The sequence below is a fragment of the Microbulbifer aggregans genome (assembly GCF_020524005.1).
Lineage (GTDB): Bacteria > Pseudomonadota > Gammaproteobacteria > Pseudomonadales > Cellvibrionaceae > Microbulbifer > Microbulbifer aggregans_A.
In genome coordinates this window covers 94136-112928 of sequence record NZ_JAIVKK010000001.1, presented here as the reverse complement: position 1 = coordinate 112928, position 18793 = coordinate 94136, and the positions used below count along the sequence as shown (strand labels likewise).

Annotated in this window: 14 protein-coding genes; 7 read left to right on the top strand and 7 right to left on the bottom strand. The window is 54.6% G+C overall.

Annotated features, from left to right (window positions below):
* Positions 1-22: 22 nt before the first annotated feature.
* The 6 genes from LC093_RS00480 to LC093_RS00455 all read left to right on the top strand — a co-directional run bounded on the left by LC093_RS00480 (position 23) and on the right by LC093_RS00455 (position 5989).
* Entirely contained in the window at positions 23-1396 is a 1374-nt protein-coding gene (locus LC093_RS00480) for a BCD family MFS transporter (protein WP_226660917.1), read from the top strand.
* Positions 1397-1428: 32 nt separating this feature from the next.
* Positions 1429-2838: a BCD family MFS transporter gene (locus LC093_RS00475; protein ID WP_226660915.1), complete on the top strand. Its 1410-nt coding sequence runs from the start codon at positions 1429-1431 to the stop codon at positions 2836-2838.
* Between the two features lie 37 nt (positions 2839-2875).
* Entirely contained in the window at positions 2876-3121 is a 246-nt protein-coding gene (locus LC093_RS00470; protein WP_226660913.1) for a Trm112 family protein, read from the top strand.
* Positions 3122-3250: 129 nt separating this feature from the next.
* Positions 3251-4363 (top strand): cobalamin-independent methionine synthase II family protein, encoded by a 1113-nt coding sequence (locus tag LC093_RS00465; protein WP_226660912.1) that lies wholly within the window; start codon positions 3251-3253, stop codon positions 4361-4363.
* Positions 4364-4376: 13 nt separating this feature from the next.
* On the top strand, positions 4377-4991 hold the full coding sequence (locus LC093_RS00460) for a hypothetical protein (RefSeq protein WP_226660910.1): 615 nt from the start codon (positions 4377-4379) through the stop codon (positions 4989-4991).
* On the top strand, positions 4988-5989 hold the full coding sequence (locus tag LC093_RS00455) for an adenosine kinase (RefSeq protein WP_226660909.1): 1002 nt from the start codon (positions 4988-4990) through the stop codon (positions 5987-5989). Before LC093_RS00460 ends, LC093_RS00455 begins: the two co-directional genes overlap by 4 nt.
* 364 nt (positions 5990-6353) lie before the next feature.
* Here the strand turns inward: LC093_RS00455 and LC093_RS00450 are convergent, their stop codons facing one another.
* The 3 genes from LC093_RS00450 to metK all read right to left on the bottom strand — a co-directional run bounded on the left by LC093_RS00450 (position 6354) and on the right by metK (position 12145).
* Positions 6354-8996: a TonB-dependent receptor gene (locus LC093_RS00450; protein WP_226660907.1), complete on the bottom strand. Its 2643-nt coding sequence runs from the start codon at positions 8994-8996 to the stop codon at positions 6354-6356.
* Between the two features lie 433 nt (positions 8997-9429).
* On the bottom strand, positions 9430-10812 hold the full coding sequence (gene ahcY / locus LC093_RS00445) for an adenosylhomocysteinase (protein ID WP_226660905.1): 1383 nt from the start codon (positions 10810-10812) through the stop codon (positions 9430-9432).
* A 115-nt stretch (positions 10813-10927) separates the two neighbouring features.
* On the bottom strand, positions 10928-12145 hold the full coding sequence (metK, locus tag LC093_RS00440) for a methionine adenosyltransferase (protein WP_226660903.1): 1218 nt from the start codon (positions 12143-12145) through the stop codon (positions 10928-10930).
* A gap of 231 nt (positions 12146-12376) precedes the next feature.
* Between metK and LC093_RS00435 the strand changes: the two genes are divergently transcribed.
* Positions 12377-13822 (top strand): sodium/proline symporter, encoded by a 1446-nt coding sequence (locus LC093_RS00435; RefSeq protein WP_226660901.1) that lies wholly within the window; start codon positions 12377-12379, stop codon positions 13820-13822.
* A 178-nt stretch (positions 13823-14000) separates the two neighbouring features.
* Here LC093_RS00435 and LC093_RS00430 read toward each other — a convergent pair whose 3' ends face one another.
* The 4 genes from LC093_RS00430 to LC093_RS00415 all read right to left on the bottom strand — a co-directional run bounded on the left by LC093_RS00430 (position 14001) and on the right by LC093_RS00415 (position 18792).
* Positions 14001-15176, bottom strand: a complete 1176-nt coding sequence (locus LC093_RS00430) for an aromatic ring-hydroxylating oxygenase subunit alpha (RefSeq protein ID WP_226660899.1) — start codon at positions 15174-15176, stop codon at positions 14001-14003.
* 91 nt (positions 15177-15267) lie between these two features.
* On the bottom strand, positions 15268-16383 hold the full coding sequence (locus LC093_RS00425) for a CaiB/BaiF CoA transferase family protein (RefSeq protein WP_226660897.1): 1116 nt from the start codon (positions 16381-16383) through the stop codon (positions 15268-15270).
* Between the two features lie 40 nt (positions 16384-16423).
* A complete protein-coding gene (locus tag LC093_RS00420) occupies positions 16424-17623 on the bottom strand; it encodes a CaiB/BaiF CoA transferase family protein (RefSeq protein ID WP_226660896.1) in 1200 nt (399 codons plus the stop codon).
* A complete protein-coding gene (locus tag LC093_RS00415) occupies positions 17623-18792 on the bottom strand; it encodes an acyl-CoA dehydrogenase family protein (protein ID WP_226660894.1) in 1170 nt (389 codons plus the stop codon). The genes LC093_RS00420 and LC093_RS00415 overlap by 1 nt, the downstream gene beginning before the upstream one ends.
* Position 18793: the final 1 nt, after the last annotated feature.

Here is an 18793-nt window from a genome sequence, read left to right as displayed (position 1 = left end):
ATTATTAACCTAAGGGCATTTTATGGACAGGTTCCTACTGGTCTTGAGGGCCTTTCAATTAACATTACCACGTGCAGCTGCTGGCTGGCTTTTTGCAATTCTGACCAGTAATTTCAACCGTATTTCCATTTACGAACTTGGTATCACGGCAGTTGTCATAACCAGTCTCCTGGGGCTTTACCACTTTCTTTCACCCTTTGGGGTCGTCCTTGGCCGGCTGGCAGATCGTGTTCCGCTGTTCGGTATGCACCGTACACCATACGTTCTAATCGGGATGCTGCTCTCAGCAGCGGCAGTCGCTGTATTGCCTTACATCGTGGTGCCAATGTCCCAGGCTCCCGATGAGCTGTTCGGCCTGACAATTCCGTACATTACATACATAGCTGCCTTCCTGGTGCTCGTACTGTTTGGTATCGGGTTCGCGATGGCCGGTGCCAACCACCTGGCCCTGGTTGCAGAGGTAATCCCCGAGCGCAGCCGAGGCCTGGTAACGGCACTGATCTGGACCATGCTGATCATTGGCATGATCGCATCACTCCAATTTATCCGCGGCTACATGCCAACCTACGACGAGCAGACGATGCGCTCGCTGTATCTGCTATCCATACCAGTGGTTGGCGTCACTACATTACTGGGGTTGCTCGGTGTCGAGAAACGCCGTAAGCCGGGAGATGTCATGCCGAATGGTGGAAAGCTGGAGGCAGAGGAGCATTCCAGCCTCAAGGACTTCACTATTGACGTCATCACGAACCGTACGGTAAGAAATTTCTTCTGCTTTATTTTCCTGTTCATGTTCGGCTATAGCCTTCAGGACAACATCCTCGAGGTATTCGGCGCGGATGTACTCGGGATGACCGTTGGTGAAACAGGTCGCTTCCAGCAAATATGGGGCAGCGGAGCCATTGTCGGCATGTTCCTGATGGGCGCGCTCGTTTTCCGCGGAGGAATTTCCAAGATCAGCGCGATCACGTTTGGCATCAGCGGCATAGGGCTATCAATGTTCGCCCTCGCCTATGGTGCCTATATGGCCGAAGCGACCATCGTCAATTATTCACTGGTTGCCATGGGCTTTTGCAACGGATTCGCACTGGTCGGCACCCTGACCACTATGATGGAGTTCACCACTGACAATGAGCGCGGCGCCTATATAGGGCTCTGGGGATTTGCGATTGCCTTTGCTAGCGGTCTCGCATCCATGGCCGGCGGGCAAATGGTGACCTCACTGATTGAAAGTGGCCTGTTCGCTGCGTCCGATGGGTTCGCCATCATCTTTACGGTAGAGGGTTTCGTCAGTCTGTACAGTCTCTACTTCCTTTGGCAGATCAACGCAGAAAACTTCCATAAACGCATCAGCAAAGATGGACTCAGCAATGCCATGGCCGCGGATCTCGGCTAGCCAATGTCAATTTATTCAAAAGGTGAATTGAAATGAAAGTGAGTGAAGGTCAGGCGAAGTTGCAGTTTACCCTGCAGAAAATCGCCATCGCCTGGAGCTTTTGCATGGTGGTGACGAGCTTCAACCGCATCGCCATTATTGAAATGGGGCTGCCCGCAGCGATCATCTCATTGCTGATCGGTGTTTACACCCTGTTTGGCCCCATCCAGCCAATTATCGGCCGCATGTGCGAACGCTGGCCAATCTTGGGCTACCGCCGCACCCCCTATATGCTCCTGGGCACCCTCCTCGGCAGCTGCGCGTTTCCGCTGATGCCTGGTGTGCTGGTGGACATGCAGGCAGGCAGTGGCCTCGCCTATTTTTACTGCCTGCTGTTGTTCTGCGCCTTTGGTATCTGCATCGCCATGCAGGCCAATGTGTTCCTCGACCTGTTGAACGATGTCACCACCAAAGAGAGTCGCTCCCGGGTTGTCACGCTTACCTGGACCGTACAGGCGCTGGCGATGGCCGGTTGGGCCTGGGTGTTTGGCATCCTGATGCCGGTTTACAGCCTGGAAGCCATGCAGGGTCTCTACAACCTCACACCAATCGTGATGATCAGCATCACTATCCTGGGATTGGTAAAGCTGGAAACACCACTCAACAAGGATCAACTTCAGGAGATAAAAACCAATCCGCCGAAACCCGTGAAACTGCTGGAACCGATAAAAGAATCCATGGCTGTACTGACTTACAACCGTCAGGCCATGCTGTTCTTTGTTTTCATCATTTTCTCCCTGCTCTCAGTCTTCCTGCAGGACATGCTGCAGGAGCTGTGGGCCGATGACCTGTTCGGGCTTCCTGCAGGCGAATCCACCATCTACCAGCGCTTCTACAACGGCATCCAGACCCTGGGCATGGCCGCGTGTGGCATTTTCGTGGGCGTCACGGCCAAGAAACGCCTGCAGGCCAAAAAAGCAGCGGGGCTTTCTGTCGAAAACGAGAAAACCCTGCCAATGGATTTCGGTAAGCGCCTGATGGCCATCGGCGCCACTCTGTCCATTATCGGCTTCGCCCTTCTCGCTTGGGCGGCCTGGCTGCAGAACCTGACGCTGTTCAATGTTTTCTACTGCTACAGCGCATTCGCCCTCGGCTTGCTTGTATTCCCGTCCATCAGTTTTATGGCGGACATGACCGTTGAAGGTCAGGAGAGCCGCTATCTGGGACTCTGGAGCCTCGGGCAAGTCATCGGTCTCTTCCTCTCTTTTACCGTCAGCGGGTGCCTCTACTCTCTGCTGGTGGAGAGCGAAGTATTGACAGCCAACCTTGCCTTTGCACTCATTTTTGTCCTGCAAGCACTGATGGTTGTATTCAGCTTCCTGGTGGTGCGCAACGTCACCATCGAAGGCCTGCAAGCCGGTGCAGAAGCCGAGCCAGACACCGGAATCCCCGCTCAGGCATAACCGATTTCAATGCAATACCCATAACGGGAGAGAGACCATGAATACTCAAAATTACATCGACATCCTGCGCTGCCCCCACTGCACCCGCAATAACAAGGGCGTACTCACAGAAGTGAAAAACGACTGGCTGGGCTGCAGCGATTGCGGCCGCCAGTACCCCATCGTTGAAGGCATCCCGGTGATGCTTCCGGAGGAAGGCGACAAGTGGCTTGGCGTGGCTGCAGGCGACCTGCCTTCAATTGAAGAGCACGATCGCTTCGTCAGCGCCGCTACTGAATCCTGAGCCAAGGAAGGCGCGCCGACCTATCGGCACCCTGCCCGCCCTCTCAATGTGACAAAGGAGTGGGACAGGTTGCACCCCTCAAAAAAAATAACGGCCGCACGACGGTCAGCTAGAGCGAGGTATACCCAAATGTGGAAGACAGACCTGTTTCCGACCCAGCTGGTAGGCAGCTACGTAAAACCAAGATGGCTGGCCGACCATGACAAGGTCTACCAGAAGGAAGGCACCTGGTGGAATGTCGATAAAGAACTGCTGCCCGCAGCAATCGACGATGCCGTGCGCCTCGCCATCTACGACCAGAATATGGCCGGTATGACATTCGCGACGGATGGCGAGGTTCGCCGCCAGACCTTCAGTGGTCATTTCTACAATCTGCAGGGGATCGACCAGGATAATCCGGCGGAATTCACCAACTTTCACAACGACATTACCGAGTACCTGAAAATGAAGCAGAAGGCCACCAATGTGGGTGCCGATCTGCAAAAGGACGATGAGCCCAAGCAGGCCCACAAGGTTCTGTTCCCGGCGGTTCGGGAAAAGATCCGCTGGCCTGGACCGATGGTTGCCAGTGATATTCCGTTCCTGAAACGCTACGCGGCCAAACGCAGCAAAATCACCGTGATAGGCCCGGTCACCCTGTCCTATCGCCTGGTTGATACCGGTATCTATACGGATCAGGCCTCACTGTGTTTCGCCATTGCCGATGCGCTGAATCAGGAATTGAAAGCACTGGCGGCAGCCGGTGTGGACCTGATCCAGATTGACGAACCCGAAGTGCATTTCCGTTACAGTCAGTGTCAGGATTTTGCCGTGGAGGCGATTAACCGTATGGTTCGCGGTGTTGATTGCATGACTTCTGTACACGTCTGCTATGGCTATTCCAAAAATATCGCCCTGAAAGAACCGAGCCCCATTTATCCGAAAGCGGTATCCCTTATCGCGGAATCGGATATCGACGCCATTCACACGGAATACGCCCAGCCAGGCCACACTCCGGACTTCCTGCAGTCCGTCGGGACCAAACTGGTAGCCATCGGTGTACTCAACCTGGATCCGCAAGGGGAAGTCGAGGAGATTGAATCGATTCGCAAGCTGGTGATCGATGCCATGGAAGTTGTGCCCAAGGAACGAATCAGCCTCGCGCCGGATTGCGGCATGTGGTTCCTGGAGCGGGATTTTGCCTTCCGGAAAATCAATTCCATGTGTCTCGCGGCTGCGTCCCTGAGAAACCAGTTCGGCTAAACCGGAGGTTTTTGTGCACCCATACGATACGCTTCAGGCACAGGTCCGATGGTTACAGCTGCGCCTTAACCCCGCCGTCCCATTGAGTCCGAGTGAGGTGCGGGTGCACGTATACCGGGATCATGTGGATACCGCTGTACTGGATGATCTGAATACCTGCTTTCAGCAACAGCTTCCCATGCCGGAACACACACCGGACAGTTACACCGCTTTCATCCTGTGTAAACCCGCCCTCTCCGAGGGCGTCCTGGATGTTCACGCCCTGGAATGCCTTGGGCAGGATGGTGAGCCAAACGGCGAGCTGTGGCTGAAACTCAAGTCCGGTGCCGCTCTCGCGGCTACATTCGGTGCACCCGATGGCGAGCCGGTCGTGCCACTCCCTGCATTGCAGAAGTACCTGCTTGGCGGGATAGAGCCTCCGGGGCTAACGCCACTCGCTCAAAAGGATGGTCCATCCTGGCTCTGCACCCCACTGGATACTGACGGTGAAGACTGGCAGCTGCCGGTACTGGAAACGCCGCTGGATGTGCCGGAGCGCTTTGCCGGGCACTGCTATATGAAGCTGGTGACGAAGCACCACCCTGCCATTGAGCGAACGTCACTGGTGACGGAAGAGAAAACCCAATGAACAAATATCACGTTTATGGCCTGGGCGCTGCCCTGGTCGATACGGAAATCGAAGTGTCGGATCAGGATCTCAAGACCCTGCAGGTGGACAAAGGCCTGATGACGCTGGCCGACAGCGCACGCCAGCAACAGTTGCTGTCACAACTCGAGGGCCATCTCGTGGCCGCCAAACGGGCCAGTGGCGGCTCAGCCGCCAATACGATCATCGCCGCAAGTTATTTTGGTGCGGACACTTTCTATAGCTGTAAAGTGGCGGCAGACGAGAACGGCGATTTCTACCTCAATGATCTCGAGAGTGCCGGCGTCAACTATCATCGCACGCTGTTTCGAGAAATGGGTGATACCGGCAAATGCCTGGTAATGATCACCCCCGATGCCGAACGTACCATGGTCACCTATCTGGGCATCAGCGAAACCCTGTCCACCGCAGAGCTCCATGGGGAAGCGATTGCAGCATCTGAATATCTTTACCTCGAAGGCTACCTGGTGACCTCGGAAACCGGTCGTGCTGCTGCCATTGAGGCTGCGCAAATTGCCCGCGCCAATAAGACCCGGGTGGCGCTCAGCCTTTCGGATCCCGGCATGGTGCAGTTTTTCCGCGAAGGTCTATTGGAAATGATCGGAGAGCAAGTGGATCTATTGTTCTGCAACCGGGACGAAGCCATGGATTTTACCGACGCACAAACAATTGAGGCGGCCGCCGAGAAACTGAAGCAATACGCCAAGTGTTTTGCCATTACTTTGGGTGCCGAAGGAGCGCTTGTCTACGACGGAACAAAAACCGTGAGAGTGGGTTCAGAACCGGTCTCAGCGCTTGATACCAACGGCGCCGGGGATATGTTCGCGGGCGCGTTCCTGTTCGCCATTACCCACGGACATGACTTTGAGCAGGCGGCGATGCTTGCCAACCGCGCAGCCGGCAAAGTGGTTTCCCAGTTCGGGCCACGCCTCCGGGCGGAACAACATCAGGAAATCTTACAGGTACCGATGCCAGCCTGACCATAAATTGCCGGAGGTAATACTATCAGCAATAGTAATGCCTCCCGCTTCCCATCAAGAGGCATCCGTCCCACTCCCCTCCTTCCAAACTCTCTGCCACTCGCTCACCCAACTTCGCCCCCTGACAGTAACCAATCCCTTTGAGGAATCAGCAACGCATCAGTAATGGATCAAGGTTACCACCCTCATTTACGGCGCCAATAACGAGTCGCGAGCACGCGAAGCGGGAAAAGAGAAAAGAGAAAAGAGAAAAGAGAAAAGAGAAAAGAGAAAAGAGAAAAGAGAAAAGAGAAAGATAGCACGTATAAAAATGCCCGCCGAAGCGGGCAAAGTTACAACCAAAAGAACCATCTCACGAGGACATTTAGAAGCGATACCCCACGCTCAGGCTACTCATGCGACCCATGCGGTTGATGATTGCCGGTTCCTGCTCCTGGGTCCAGATATACGGACGATAGGCACTGGAGGGCGTATCGTCGTCGAGCAGGTTCTTGACGCTCAACTTACCGTACCAGTTATCACCGTCGATACCGGCAATCAGGTTCACATCCCAGTGATCTTCGATCCACAGGGTATTCACGGTGTTGATATAGCGCTTGTCCTTCCACACGGAACTCAGGTCGGTGTAGAACTCGGCACCGTTACCCAGATCGCGACGGTAGCGGAAACCTGCATTGAAGGTATTGCGGTAGTTATTAACCATTTCCTTACCGGAAAGATCACCGTCAGATACCTGCGGCGCGTTAGCCGGGACCAGACAGCTCTGGCCACCCTCAACCATAGGATTAAAGACATCGACACAGTAATCATAACTGGTTGAATTGAGGTCCATCGCCTCGTAATCCACAAAGCCATAGCTAAAGGTCTGTATACCTTTAACCACTTCCGCATCGTTAAAGGTGTACGCGGAGTGGAAACTCCAGTTATCGCTGATCTGGAAAGCCGTCTCGATTTCCACACCGCGGATTTCAACCTCACCCAAGTTGGTCACAATAGCGGCGGGAATGGTCGCGCCGTTACTGAATTGGGAGAAAGAACGAATCTGCTGGTCATCCCAGTTCACCTGGTAGGCGGCGATATTCATGTAACCGCGACCATCCAACACTGTGCGCTTGGCGCCAATCTCGTAGGTTACGTTTTTTTCCGGGTCGTAGGTAACTTCCGATGCCAGCGGTGTACCACCGTTGATACCACCGGACTTGGAACCTTCCGCAATATTCAGGTAGAAAGTGGTGTATTCATCGTAAATATAGGTCGCAATCAGGCGAGGAGATATCCAGTCCCAGCTACCTTCCTGCTCGCCTTGGGCACCGGTAAAGTGCAGCACATTGTCCGCAACCTTTTCTTCTTTGGTATAACGCGCCTCGACGCCCACATTCAGCTTATCGGTGAAATCGTAAGCGAGCGCAACAAACGCCGATTCCATCTGGGTGGCGTGGTTGGTCTGGGTGATCTTGCGCGCATCGCCGTTTTCATCTACCGACAGAATCGAGGACGCGATGGATGCACTGTTGATCGCATCACCGAATGGACTGCCGCTGGCGGGCAGTGCACTGGATGAAAGCCACTGATCCAGGTCAGTTTCCGAATACAACAAACCCGCACTCCATTGCATGGGGCCCGAGTCGTTGGACTGAATACGGAATTCCTGGCTCAGCATCTGACGATCATCATTGGGCTGACCACCGTAATTGTACGCATTCACGCCGAGAAGATAAGCTTCTTGACCTCCCAGCGTAAATGACCCGATCAGGTTGGGCATATCTTCGGTCGCGGTAAGCGGGCCGGTTCCGGTATCGACTGCAATAAACGGTGCGAACACCATGGTTGCACCGAAATAGGCATTGTTATACCCCTGCAGTGAGCGGGTCTCTATGTCAGATGCAGCGGTAATCGAGGTCAGGGTAACATTACCCACATCCCAGTTGACGCGCATGCTGTACAGGTCAGACTTATTGGTTACACCGAACGCATTACCGGCAAATCCATCGGGATCGCCCGCTTTAGCCTCGCCGTAATAGGCAGTAGGTCCACCGGTTAATGCCGCAATACCCGCTGCTGTGAGTTCATTGGTGAAGGTGTTGTATTCGCCAGGAGGACCAAATGGACCAAACGGACCAGACACGCCATCTTGGCCGACCGGCCACAAAAATGGCGGATGTGAGGGATCGGAAATTTCCCCAAACGGAATCTCCGCATTCTTTTCAACTTCATAGCCCGCATTGTGATGCTCTTGCATATCGATATGTGCAGCGGAGAAGTCGAACTCAAGGTTATCGGTAGGGTTGAACAGGAGGCGCACACGCTGGGATTCGTTGTCGATGGCCCCCAGGTAGGTGTCGTCCTGCTTGAATGTGGATCCGGACTCGGTGTTCACCAGATCCACACTTACGGCGAACTTGTCACCCAACGGGGTAGACAATCGCCCCTTGACGCCCTGTTGCCCCTCAGCACCGCCAGTCACCTCGAACATGCCTTCGAAATCCTGACCCGGCTTGGTGGTGATGTAATTCATCGCGCCGGAAAAGGCATTGCGGCCGTAGATTGCGGACTGTGGACCGCGCACCACCTCGATACGCTCCAGGCCCAACATCGGCATAAAGGTCGAGGCCCGCCCGGACACGTATACACCATCGACAAACATCGCCACGTTGGTGTCGTCACCGATAAGACCCGGCTGGCTCATACCGCGAATGCTGATAGCGCCGGTGGCGATAGTACCGGAGGAATCGTAGACCAGGCCCGGGGAGCTCCGTACCACATCGCGCAGATCCTGCATGTCGGCACGCTCAATTTCCTTTGCGGAAAATGCGTTAATCGCAACCGGGATTTCCTGCAGGCTTTCGGAACGGTTTCGAGCCGTCACCGTCACTTCTTCCAGTACAGGCTGTGCCCGATCGGCCCCAACCGCTTTGGCAACGCTTTCATCAGGGGCTGCAATCGCCGTTGATGCGAGGCTTCCCGCCACGACCGCAACGTATAGCGGCTGTCGCTTGAACTTGGACATTTATCCCTCCAGGGCATATTTATGATTATTTCTTTACGCCTGACTGGTCTGCAACAACATCAAGGGGCAAAAAGCATGAACTGGACTGATCCAAAGTCCCTTTGCTGACGTAACCCGTAGTTGGCTTCTCGTAACACCACCAAACAGTACCAACGGAAAAATGTACTATCAATATAACTTTTAAAGGTAAAACAGGGGGAAATTGAGAAATGTCAATTTTTCCCCGGCGTGACCAGTGTGCATTTTCTGGACAGATTTCGTTCTGCCCAAAAAGCTGGCAATCACCGCCCTACTATTGACCTAAAGGCACCAGCTTCGGGCCCTCCGGCAACCTTGCTCCCACAATAAAATGACCATCCTTAAACAAAAAGGCCCCCGAACTCGCACAGCGCGCCCGGGGGCAGAGGCTATGTTTGAATACAGTGGGCGCAGCCTAGTATTTGTAGCTCTCCGGCTTGTAGGGTCCGTCAACGCTCACATGGATGTAATCCGCCTGAACCGGCGTCAAGCGCGTTATCACGCCCCCGAAACCTTCCACCATATCTTTCGCCACCTCCTCATCCAGCTTCTTGGGCAAGACCTTGACGTAGAGCTGAGCGGTCTTTTCCGCGGCCGGGAGGTCAGCAAACTTGCGTTCCCAAAGATAGATCTGGGCCAGTACCTGATTGGCGAAAGAGCCATCCATGATGCGCGAGGGATGGCCCGTTGCGTTGCCCAGATTGACCAGGCGACCTTCCGACAACAGGATCAGATAGTTATTATCTGAGCGATTCCGATACACTTTATGGACCTGCGGCTTAACCTCTTCCCACTCATAGTGCTCGCGCATAAAGGCCGTGTCGATTTCATTATCGAAATGACCGATATTGCATACCACTGCCCCACTTTTAAGGCTCTGTAGCATCGCCGCATCGCAGACATTGATATTGCCTGTGGTGGTCACAAGCAGATCGGCTGTACTCAACAGCCCGCTATCGATATCCGCAAGCTCTCCGGTATTGATGCCCTGGTTATAGGGCGACACCACTTCAAAGCCATCCATACAGGCCTGCATCGCACAGATCGGATCGATCTCGGTGACCTTGACGATCATCCCTTCCTGGCGCAGTGAAGCCGCGGATCCTTTACCCACATCACCGTACCCGATAACCAGTGCTTTCTTTCCGGACAACAGGTGATCGGTACCCCGCTTGATCGCGTCGCTGAGCGAGTGCCGGCAACCATACTTATTGTCATTCTTGGACTTGGTCACCGCATCGTTCACATTGATCGCGGGTACCTTGAGCTCACCCATTTCCAGCATTTCCAGCAGGCGGTGCACGCCAGTCGTGGTCTCCTCACTGATACCATGAATGCGATCGAGAAGTTCCGGATACTTCTCATGGCAGAGTTGGGTCAGGTCCCCGCCATCGTCCAGGATCATATTGGCATCCCAAACTGTGTTCCCACCGGTTTTCTCCAGGATGGTCTGCTCAATGCACCACCAGAATTCATCTTCGGTCTCGCCCTTCCAGGCAAAAACCGGGATTCCCGCAGCAGCGATAGCGGCCGCCGCGTGATCCTGGGTAGAGAAAATATTGCAGGATGACCAGCGAACTTCCGCACCCAGCTCCACGAGGGTTTCGATCAGCACTGCCGTCTGGATTGTCATATGGATACAACCCAAGATCTTCGCACCGGCAAGGGGTTGCGACTGCTTGTACTTGCGGCGTAACGCCATCAGTGCAGGCATCTCACCCTCTGCAATGGCAATTTCCTTGCGCCCCCAGTTGGCCAGATTGATATCTGCAACCTTGTAATCCGTAAATTCACTCATATCAGTCTCCCGTTATGCAGGTAAAGCGATGCCCCTCTCTATCGCCAGAGCTGCGTGCTATTTGTTCGTTGGATTGACAGGGGTGGCCCGGCGCTCAATGCGCCGGGCTGGAAAATCAGCCGAACACGGCCTTCGTCAGCGCATCAACCTTGTCGGTTTTTTCCCAGGTGAACGCGGTGAAAGTAGAGCATTTTTTCTCCCCACCTTCCTTCCACCTGTAAGTGTGCTCAAACGGCTCACGACCAAAATGGCCGTATGACGCAGTCAACTGGTACATCGGATGTTTCAGGTCCAGAACTCGGGTGATGGCATAGGGGCGCAGGTCAAATACCTCCCTAATCGCCTGGATCAGCTGCGTATCACTGACCTTACCGGTTCCGAACGTATTTACCGATACGGACGTGGGTTCCGCTACCCCAATGGCATAGGACACCTGAACCTCGCAACGATCCGCCAGACCAGCCGCCACCACATTTTTGGCAACATAACGGCCTGCGTAGGCCGCTGAGCGATCCACTTTGGACGGGTCTTTACCGGAAAAAGCGCCACCACCGTGACGGGCCATACCGCCATAGGTATCCACAATAATTTTGCGACCGGTTACACCCGCGTCCCCGACCGGACCGCCAATCACAAAGTTACCGGTTGGGTTAATGTGATACTGCGTTCCTTCATGCAGTAATTCACCAGGCAGCACTTCGAGGATGATGTTTTCCATCACCGCCGCTTTCAGGTCTTCCAGCGAGATATCCGGAGAGTGCTGGGTGGAGAGAACAACCGCATCAATGGCTTCGGGTTTGCCATCTTCCCCGTAACGGAATGTGACCTGGCTCTTCGCGTCCGGGCGCAACCACGGCAGGATATTTTTCTTTCTCAGGTAAGCCTGGCGCTCGACCAGTCGATGAGAGTAATACACCGGTGCGGGCATCAGGGTGGGCGTCTCGTTGGTGGCATAACCGAACATCAGCCCCTGGTCACCAGCACCCTGATCTTCCGGTTTAGACCGATCAACGCCCTGATTGATATCGACCGACTGCTTACCAATTGCGTTCAGTACCGCACAAGTTGAGCCGTCATAACCGACCTCGGAGCTGTCGTAACCAATACCGGTAATAACATCACGTACCACGTCTTCCAGGTCGACGTAGCAACTGGTGGTTACCTCACCCACCAACATCGCGAGCCCGGTTTTTACCACCGACTCAACGGCAACCCGCGCATCGGGGTCGCGCGCAATAATTGCATCCAGTACTGCGTCAGAAATCTGATCAGCCATTTTGTCCGGGTGACCTTCGGAAACAGACTCTGAAGTAAAAACGGTATATTCAGACATAGGTGGTTCTGCCTTTTTAATTGTTCTTGCCAGGACGCGCGAAGATTCCCCTCACGACGCCATACACCCAGTCTACCCAGACCACTCTTCATCAAAATATTTTGATATAGTTGTTTTTGATAAATCGCAAATTCAAGCCATATCCCCGCCGTTTCCCCATGTACTTACGCAGAGAAACTGAGATAGTCATTCATGTCACGCCCATAAATTCAACGCATACAAAGGCCAACCATGGACATTTCGGTCGCTGTCTCCACGCTGATTATTTACAAAGTAATACTGTTGTTGATCGGTTTCTGGTCCCAGCGGCGCACCCGAAGTACCACCGATTATTTTCTCGGCGGCCGTAACCTCGGTCCGGTGGTCGCGGCAATTAGCTATGGCGCCAGCAGCGCCTCGGCGTGGACACTGCTCGGCATGAGTGGTGCCGCCTATGTACTGGGGATATCGGCAATATGGATTGTGGCTGGAGCAGTTACCGGTTGCGCCACCGCCTGGCTGTGGATTGCACCGCGCCTGATGCACCATACACGCGAACGGGATCAGATCACGCTGACCGCATTTCTCGCCGACAATCCGGAAGGCACGAGCTCGCTAGCGAGCCACAAAATAAAGCTACTCGCTTCCGGCGTGATCCTGATTTCATTCGTCTTTTATATCGCCGCCCAATTTCAGGGAGCGGCCACAACCTTTGCCACGGTCTTTTCCAGACCGCTGGCGGAAAGCCTGATTCTCGGCGCCGCGATCATCACCATATACACCTTTCTGGGCGGTTTTTGGGCCGCAAGTATTACCGATACTCTGCAGGGCGGACTCATGCTGGTAGCCGCGGTACTACTACCAGTGGTTGCATTCCTGAGTATTGGCGGCTGGGAAGAAATCCGACAATCCGAGTTATTTTCCCCCGAGATGCTGTCCCTCAGTGGACGCAACAGCGGCTTGGCCGCACTCGGCTTTGCCATTGGAAACCTGGCCATCGGCATCGGTACCCTGGGGCAGCCTCACCTGCTCAACCGGTTTATGGCGCTAAGGAATGAACGGGCACTCAAACAGGCACAGATCCTGTCCATCGGCTGGTTTTCCATTGTATTCCTGAGCATGTTTACCCTCGGCCTGCTGGGCAGAATACTGCTTCCCGAACTGCAAGACCCTGAAGCACTGTTTTTTGAATTATCGTCCCAGCTGCTCCCTCCCTTTGCGGCAGCGATTCTTCTCGCCGCAGTACTCTCGGCGATTATGTCTACCGCCGATAGCATGCTGCTCGTTGTGGCGGCAACGATTTCACACGACCTGCAACTGAAGCGACTAATGCCGCAGCGGGAGCTCCTTTTATCGAGACTTTCAATGTTGAGCGTGGCGATCTGCGCGGTAATTATTGCGCTGTATTTACCTGCAACCATCTTCGAACGCGTGTTGTTTGCATGGGTCGCCATCGGCTCCGCCTTTGCCCCGACCATACTGGCACGTCTCGCCGGGGCAACGCTTTCTCCGGCTGCGGTAGCACGCTCCATTGCCACCGGCTTCGGTCTCGCTGTGATTCTGTCGCTACTGCCCAATACAACGGGCGACTGGGCCGAACGGCTGATCCCTTTTGCCACAGCAATGCTGGTCTTACTTTTCCCGACATTCGCCCTTGGCACTTCCTCACGGCTGAAAGGAAAAGCCGCAACGCGCTAACCTGCTAATACGCACGCTGTTCGCCAGGCGAACCGCATGCATGACCCCGCCGTAATTTCGCTTCGATACAAACAGCGCCCATAAAAAAGCCGCGCTTTCGCGCGGCTCAAGGAGAAAAATCTTTAGGTGATACCCCGGGTGATTTCTTCTTCAGTTGCTATATCACCCTACCATCCTTTCAGGCGGGCTCAGTTGTGGCCGGCTCTTCGGTCTGGGTTGCCACACTTCGACGGGTCGGCGCGACCAACGGCACCGTATCCAGTGCCCACTTCAAGTGCGGATTGGTACGGCGCGCTGGCGAGGGAATGGTGAAAACCTTTTCGCCTTCAAAGGGTTTCATGGCTTTTGTATCGATCTTCCAGCCTTTTTCTTCGATATGCTTGCGGCGAATCATTCGCCAGGCCCCCATGAACTTGTCCTGCTCAACGGAGACTTCATTCTCGAGGGACTCTGGAAGGTAGTTGGGTGAAAGATCGGCAACGATATCCCCATCTTCACCAAAGACTTTTTTGGTCCGCTTCTTGGCACCGTTGTCGAACATCGGCCACTTGAAGAAATTCCGTACCTGCACGGCAAATGAGCGCGTCGTATTTTCATCAATCGGTGTATTGGCATCGAAGATAATCATTTCCATCCAGGAATTGACCTTGATATGCAGTCGTACGCAGTGCCCGGGAAGGTAGAATGCCGGCGTTACATAAGTAGCGGCCTTGTCTGCCCGGAACAGCTTCATCAGGCCGAAATTGCCTTCCAGTTGTGGCGGGTACAGTACATTGTCAGAGGAGCCCCAGTACTCTCCCCGCTCGACCGTGAGGATTTCGTTCTTGCTGGCCATCTCCTGGTAACCGAAGCCCGGATGTACGAAAGCGGTATGTGCGATATCGATGCCATTTTCCACCACGCGATCGACGGAGCCGGTCCAGTTGTATTCGACTTCTACCGGGCGCCAGTTCGCCTTGTCTTCATATTCTGGGAATTCGGGGATTGGATAGCGCTCTTCCTCGGGCAAGTCACCGAGAAAAACCCAGATCATGCCGTAGCGCTCTTCAGTGGGGTAAGCGTCAATACGAGCGCGCTCCGGAATCGGCGCATCCTCGCCGCGCGAGGGGATAAACTGAACTTTTCCCTCAGCATCAAATTCCCAACCGTGATACGGACAGGCCACGCAATCTCGCTTGGTGGTCCAACCTTTGGACAGTGAGCCACCACGGTGGATACACACATCACTCAGACAATTGACCTTGCCGGTCTTGTCACGAAACAGTACGAAGTTCTGCCCCAGCATTTTTACCCGGACAGGCTTGTCTTTTACTGTTTTGGACCATTCAGCCACATACCAAAGGTTCGTCAGCATGATTACCACCTCAGTGTATTATTGATCTCTTGTCTACGTAGTCTCTGCAAACCAAGATCACTGGTTATTCTAATAATGTGTACTTTTGTCGTCAGGCTTCCTGCCCGAAAGCCAGCAAACTTGTATTGTGCTCGCCCAGTCCAGGCAAGCGGGCATCCACTATTGCCGGCTCGTCCAGAAACTTGATGGGTACGCCGAGATGTCGGTTCCCCTGCTCGTCTTCGAAAACCATCTGGCGCGATTTCAGATGTGCTTCATCAAGCGCCTCATGCAGCAGTCGCACCGGCGACCAGCATACATCTACCCCGTCAAACCACGTGCACCACTCTGCGAGTGTGCGGCGAGCAAACGTCTGCTGTAAATAAGTGATCGCCTCTTCCTGCTCTCCGGGCTGCCGTCTGCAGACCTCTGCCAGATCGGGCCGTCCCAGTTTGGCAAACAGGTTTTCCGCAAATTTCACCTCGCTGCCGCCGAGCGTCAGGTAGCGCTCATCCGCAGTACGGTATACCCGGTACATGGCGTTACCGCCCCATGAACGCTCGGCTTTGACCACGGGGGAGCGCCCCTCAGCGAAAACCGGGCCCAGAGCATTGGGCAGCCAGGCCACAAGACTGTCCTGCATGGAAATGTCGAGGTAGTCACCCTTTCCAGTCTCTGTGCGCCGCAGCAACGCCATCAGTATGCCCGATAACGCCATCAATGACCCCGCCATGTCCGCAACCGGCATCGCCGGAGAACAGGGTTCCCCATTACTGCCTTCATTGAGAAATACGGTTCCAGAATCAGCCTGAATGCTGAGGTCGTGAGCCGGGTTCAGGCGTTTTTCACCGGTTTGCCCGAAAGCGGATATGGAGCAGTAAACGAGCCCGGGATTACGCAACTTGAGAGTGTCGTAGTCCAACCCCAACCGCGCCATCGCGCCGGGTCTGAATCCTTCAACAAAAACATCTGCAGTATCGATAAGCGACAGAAGTTCCGCCTTGTGCGCTTCATCTTTCAGGTTCAGACAGAGACTTTTCTTGCCACGGTGCGTATTGCGAAACCAGACCGCTTCGCCGTTTTTGCGCAGTCCGATATTGCGGGTTGGCTCACCGGAAAGAGGTTCGACTTTGATTACCTCGGCGCCGTGATCCGCCATCATCATGGTCAGGTGTGGCCCCGGTAAAAAGAGAGACAGATCGATGACTCGGATGCCTTGTAACTTCATGGGTCGAATTGCCTCCGGTCAGAACCTGATTTAGCCCAACTCAGATCACCCGCTCACTGGCCAATGTTTTGATATCTGCAGCGGAGTAACCGAGTCCCTTGAGCAGGTCATTGGTATCTGCGCCTAGCGCTGAACAACCGCTACCTGAGGGCCTGTTTCCATCGAATTTTAACGGGCTTGCGAGAACCCTGAATTGACTATTGTCAACGTGGGGCATTGCCTGCAGCATCCCGGTCTGTGACAACCAGGGATTGTTCATCGCCTGGGAAAAACTGTTCACCGGCGCGATGGGCAACCTGCCTGCAAAAAGCCCGACCCAGTGGGTATTGGAATAGCGAGAAAATTCGGTATCGAGGATTTCTGTCAGCTGCTCACGATTCTGCCGTCGATCCGCTACCGTGGCGAAGCGCGCGTCTTCCAACAGATCACTACGGTGCAACCCCTCCGCAAGGATCTTCCAGAATTTTTCCGTCATTGCCATAACGAAGACCCAACCGTCCGCAGTCCGGTAAATCTGGCAAGGCACGGTAGAGGGATGTCCGGAGCGGGATACCCGCTCCGTTTCATGACCACGGTTGAGAAACCAGGTAGCGGGATAGGTAAGTTGGGTAACCGCGACATCAAACAGGTTCACATCCACATCGCGGCCGGCGCCGCCACGCAGAACGCCTACCAGAGCGCCGAGAACACCGGTCGCAAGCGTAACCCCACTCATGAAATCCACCATCGACAGTCCAAAACGCGCTGGTGGGGTGCCGGGCTCGCCGGTGAGATCCATAAAGCCCGCTTCTGCCTGCATCAAATAATCGTAGCCGGGCCAGCCTGCGCGATCGTTATCCCGTCCATAGGCAGAAAGGTGACCGCAGATAATTTCCCGCTTCACCTGACCAAGGGAGTCGTAATCCAGGCCGAGCTTCGCCGGCTGGTCCCCACGCAGGTTGTTCATCACGATATCGGCGCTCTTTACCAGCCGCTCGAATACCTGGCGCCCCTCGGTACTTTTAAGGTCCAGGGTCAGGCTTTTCTTGCTGCGGTTGAACGTCTGGAAAAAGTCACTGTCGCCCTTCCCCAGAAAATACGGGCCGGACTGCCTGGCAATATCACCACCGGTCGCCGGGTTTTCGATCTTTATAACCTCTGCGCCCATATCCGCCAGCTGCATGGAGCCAAAGGGGCCGGCGCCGTATTGCTCAACGGCAACCACACGAATACCGGCCAGGGGTTTGGTCGAGTCACCCATTAGATTGCCTCACGCGCAGCCAGCTGCTTGGCGATGATGATGCGCTGCATCTCATTGGTTCCCTCACCAACGCACATCAGCATGGCGTCACGGTAGTAGCGCTCAATTTCGTATTCGGTAGAAAAGCCATAGCCACCGAAGATTCGCATCGCTTCCTGGGAGCAGTAAACACCGGCCTCACTGGCAAAGTACTTGGCCATACCGGCTTCCAGATCGCAACGCTGACCGCTGTCGTACATGCGTGCGGCCTGATCCACCAGCAACTTGGCGGCTTCCACTTTCGCCGCCATCTCCCCCAGTTTCAGTTGAATCGCCTGATGCTCGATGATCGGTTTACCAAAGGTTTCGCGCTCCTGGGCATAGCGCAATGCGTGTTTCAGGGCACCTTGCGCAATACCTGCGCCGCGCGCAGCCACATTGATTCGCCCCAACTCCAGGCCGCCTACCGCGATATGGAACCCGCGCCCTTCTTCTGCACCGATAAGGTTATCCATCGAAACACGAAAGTCTTCAAACACCACTTCTGCGGTATCAATGGCGCGATAACAGGTTTTCTTGATTTTGTTGATGGTAATACCCGGCAGCAGGTTACCGTCGTCATCCTTGGTACGAATCGCAAACATCGACATACCACGATGACGCGGCTCTGCCTCGGGATCCGTTTTCACCAACAGCGCCAGGCAGTTGCCGTTCAGCGCATTGGTAATCCACATCTTGCTGCCATTTACCACATACTCGTCACCGTCCCGACGGGCGACACAGCGAATCGCCTGAAGATCGGTACCCGCATTAGGTTCGGTAAGGGCGATACCACCGCGCAGTTTTCCTTCCGCCATCAGTGGCAGGAATTGCTGCTTCTGTTCTTCAGTGCCAAACCGTTCGATAGCCGCAGCCATAATCAGGTGTGAATTGAAAATACCGCCGGGCGCCATCCAGGCTGCGGAAATTTTCTGCACGATGCGAGCATAAGTACTCGCGGACAGCGAAAGCCCGCCATAAGTGTCACCAATGGTGGCACCAAACAGACCGAGCTCCTTCATGGTTTCCACCAGCTCATGGGGATACTCGTCAGCGAGATCTTTTTCCCGTGCGATCGGCGCGACTTCATTGGCCACAAACCGGTCAATGGTATCGAGGATCGCAGCCTCGTCTTCTGCACTCCAGCTCATC